General features: G+C 74.1%; 1 protein-coding gene. It reads right to left on the reverse strand.

The annotated features are described in order from the left end of the window. The coding region (locus tag AB0N76_RS39425) for an SDR family NAD(P)-dependent oxidoreductase (RefSeq protein ID WP_363565677.1) at positions 1-4,061 on the reverse strand (4,061 nt) is incomplete at both ends.

A 4,061-nucleotide genomic window follows, 5' to 3' on the forward strand; every position in this document is an offset into this window, starting at 1 on the left:
AGCTCCGCACACACCTCCTCGTATGCCCGGGCGAACACTGGGAAGGCGCTCAACTCCCGGCCCATCCCCGGCCACTGCGAACCCTGACCCGAGAACACCAGACCAAGACGCCCGGCAACCACCTCGGACGCCTCTGCCGAGCCCGAGACGACATCCGCGAGCCGGGCCAGCAGCTCCTCATGATCGCCCGCGACCACGGCCGCCCGGTGCTCGAACGCCGAGCGCGAGGTCGCCAGCGAGAACGCCACGTCCAGCGCCCGCGCCTCACCCCCGCGCACCCGCTCCAGCAGAGCCGCGGCCTGGTCCCGCACCGCCTCCACGGACTTGCCCGAGAGGACCACCGGGACCGAAGGAAGCGCGACCGTGGCCTCGCCGACGGACTCGACGGCGGGCAGCGCGGGCTGCTCCAGGATGACGTGCGCGTTGGTCCCGCTCACACCGAAGGAGGAGACCGCCGAACGACGCACCCGCCCCGTCTCCGGCCAGGTCTCGTTCCTGGTCAGGAGCTGGACGGTGCCGGCCGACCAGTCGACCTCGGTCGAGGGCTCGTCCACGTGCAGGGTCTGCGGCAGGACGCCCTCCCGCATCGCCATCACCATCTTGATCACACCGGCCACACCCGCGGCCGCCTGCGTGTGACCGATGTTCGACTTGACCGAGCCGAGCCACAGCGGCTCGTCGGCCGACCGGTCCCGGCCGTAGGTCGCCAGCAGCGCCTGCGCCTCGATCGGGTCACCCAGCCGGGTGCCGGTGCCGTGCGCCTCGACGACGTCGACCTCGGAGCCGGTGAGTCCGGCAGTGGTCAGCGCCTGGCGGATGACCCGCTGCTGCGACGGGCCGTTGGGAGCTGTGAGGCCGTTGGACGCACCGTCCTGGTTGACGGCCGAACCGCGCACCACCGCAAGGACGTTGTGGCCCTTCGCCACCGCGTCGGAAAGCCGCTCCACGAGCAGCATGCCGATGCCCTCGCCCCAGCCGGTGCCGTCCGCCGCGTCCGCGAACGCCTTGCACCGGCCGTCCGCCGCCAGACCGCGCTGACGGGAGAACTCGACGAACGCACCCGGCGTCGCCATCACGGTCACGCCGCCGGCGAGGGCGAGATCGCACTCGCCCGACCGCAGCGCCTGCGCCGCCAGGTGCAACGCCACCAGCGAGGACGAGCACGCCGTGTCGACCGTCACCGCCGGGCCTTCGAGCCCGAACACGTACGACACCCGGCCCGACATCACACTCGCCGTGTTCCCCGTCATGAGGAAGCCTTCGAGCCCCGGGGCCCCGTCGGCGAAGAGCGGCAGGTAGTCCTGGCCGTTGGTGCCCGCGAAGAGACCGGTCCGGCTGCCCCGCACGGCGGCGGGGTCGATGCCGGCCCGTTCGAAGGCCTCCCAGGAGGTCTCCAGCAGCAGCCGCTGCTGCGGGTCCATCGCCAGCGCCTCGCGCGGCGAGATGCCGAAGAAGGTCGGATCGAAGTCCGCGACGTCGCCGAGGAAGGCACCCTCGTGCGTGTAGGAGGCGCCCTCGGTGTCGGGGTCCGGGTCGCACAGCCGGTCCAGGTCCCAGCCCCGGTCGGTCGGGAAGCCGGACACCGTGTCGATGCCCTCGGACACGACCCGCCACAGGTCCTCGGGGGACCGCACGCCACCGGGGAAGCGGCAGCTCATGCCCACGATCGCGATCGGCTCGTCCACGGCGACGGAGGCGGGCGCACCGGGCCGGACGACGGCGTCCGGCTCCCCCACCAGTTCGCGGCCCAGGTGGGCCGCCAGCGCTTCGGGCGTCGGGTAGTCGTAGATCAGCGTCGCGGGCAGGTGCAGCCCGGTGGCGGCACCCAGCTGGTTGCGGAGCTGGACCGCGGTCAGCGAGTCGAAGCCGAACTCCTTGAAGGCGAGGCTTCCGCCGACCGTGTCCGCCGAGTCGTGGCCGAGGACTCCGGCCACGTGGGTGCGGACCAGGTCCAGCAGGGTCCGCGCCCGCTCGGCGTCGCCCAGCTTCGCCAGCCGGCGGGCCAGCGGCAGCTTCTCCTCGTCCGTGTCGCCGTCGGCGGCGGACGAGTCCCGGGCCCGGCGCGCCTCGGGTATCCCCTCGATCAAGCGGCTCGGCCTGGCGGAGGTCATCATCGGGGCGAAGCGCTGCCATTCGATGTCCGCGATGCCGAGGCAGCAGTCACCGTTCTCCACCGCCTGGTGCATGGCGGCGACGGCGAGCTCCGGGTCCATCGGGTGCACACCGGCGCGGCGCATCTGCTGCTGCATGCCCTCCCCGCCCGCCATGCCGTCGCTCCCCCAGTTGCCCCAGGCGATCGACGTCACCGGCGCGCCCTCGGAACGCCACTGCTGGGCGAGGGCGTCCAGCCGGGCGTTGGCCGCGGCGTAGTTGCCCTGCCCCGAGGAGGCGAGCGTCCCCGCCAGCGAGGAGAACAGGACGAACGCGTCGAGCGGGGTGTCCCGCGTCAACTCCCGCAGGATCCGCGCGGATTCGACCTTCGCCTCCAGCACCTTCCCGAACCGCTCGGGCGTGAGGGCGTCCAGCACCCCGTCGTCGAGCACACCGGCGGTGTGCACCACCGCCGTCAGCGGGTGCTCGGCGGCCGCGGTCGCCAGCAGGTCCTCCAGCGCCGCACGGTCGGCGACGTCGCAGGCCGCGACCGTCACCTTCGCTCCCAGCGCGGCCAGTTCGGCTTCCAGCTCGGCGGCGCCGGGGGCGGCCGGGCCCCGCCGGCTGACCAGCAGGACGTGCTCGGCGCCGTTGCGGGCGAGCCAGCGGCCGACGTGCGCGCCGAGCGCGCCGGTCCCGCCGGTGACCAGGACCGTGCCGGAGGGTGCCCAGGTGCGGGCGGTGCCGAGGTGGTCCAGCGGCGAGCGGACCAGCCTGCGGACGAAGGCTCCCGAGGGGCGCAGCGCGACCTGGTCCTCGCCGCCCCCGCCCGTCAGGACCTTGGCCAGCAGGGCCGCCGCACGGTCGTCGGCGACGGCCGGCAGGTCGATCAGACCGCCCCAGCGGTCCGGGTGCTCCAGCGCGGCGACCCGCCCGAGGCCCCAGACCTGGGCCTGCACCGCGCTGAGCAGTTCCTCGCCGGCGGTCACGGCGACCGCACCCCGGGTGGCGACCCACAGGGGCGCGGTCACCCCGGCGTCGCCGAGCGCCTGGGCGAGCTGCACGGTTCCGGCCAGGCCGGCGGCGACGCCCTCGGCCGCCGGGTGGGAACGCTCGTCCAGCGCGAGGAAGGAGAGCACGCCCGCGACCGTCTCGGCGGCCCCGGTGTCGTTCAGCAGCTTCGCGAGGCCGTCACGGCCGACCGTCGCCGGGTCGACCTCGATGCAGACCGTCTCGGCTCCGGCGGCGTTCAGCCCGCGCAGCAGGACGTCGAACGCGGCGGCGGCACCACCGTGTTCCGGGTCGGTCATCCCGTTCGGGACGACGAGCAGCCACGTCCCGGACAGCCGCTCGGCCGTCGGAGCCGTGAACCCCTCCCAGGTGACGCGGTAGCGCCACTGGTCGGCGGCGGACTGCTCGCGCACCCGCTGCCGGTAGGACGACAGCACCGGCAGGACCTCACCGAGGGACTGCGACTGCTCCTCACCGACACCCAGCGCCGCACTCAGACCGGCCAGGTCACCGCGCTCGACCACCTCCCAGAACCGGCCGTCGACCACATCCGACGACAGCCGCTCCGAGGCCACCACCGGCCGCTCCGAAGCCTCCAGCCAGTAACGGCGGCGCTGGAAGGCATACGTCGGCAGGTCGATCCGGCGAGCGCCGGTGCCCTCGAAGAACGCGTCCCAGGCCACCGGGGTGCCGGCCGCGTGCAGACGCGCCAGCGCCTCGACGGCGGCGCGGACCTGGTCGCGGTCACGGCGCAGGGACGGGACCACGGCGCGCGCCGGGCCGTCCTGCGGAAGGCACTCGGCGACCATCCCGGACAGGACGGCGTCGGGGCCGACCTCCAGGAAGGTTCCGGTGCCCAGCTCCAGCATGGTGGTCACGGCGTCCGCGAAACGCACGCCCTCGCGGACCTGGCGGACCCAGTAGGCGGGGTCCGTCCACAGCTCCGTCTCCACCCGGCC

The organism is Kitasatospora sp. NPDC093806 (genome assembly GCF_040683335.1).
In the GTDB taxonomy this organism is placed as follows: domain Bacteria; phylum Actinomycetota; class Actinomycetes; order Streptomycetales; family Streptomycetaceae; genus Kitasatospora.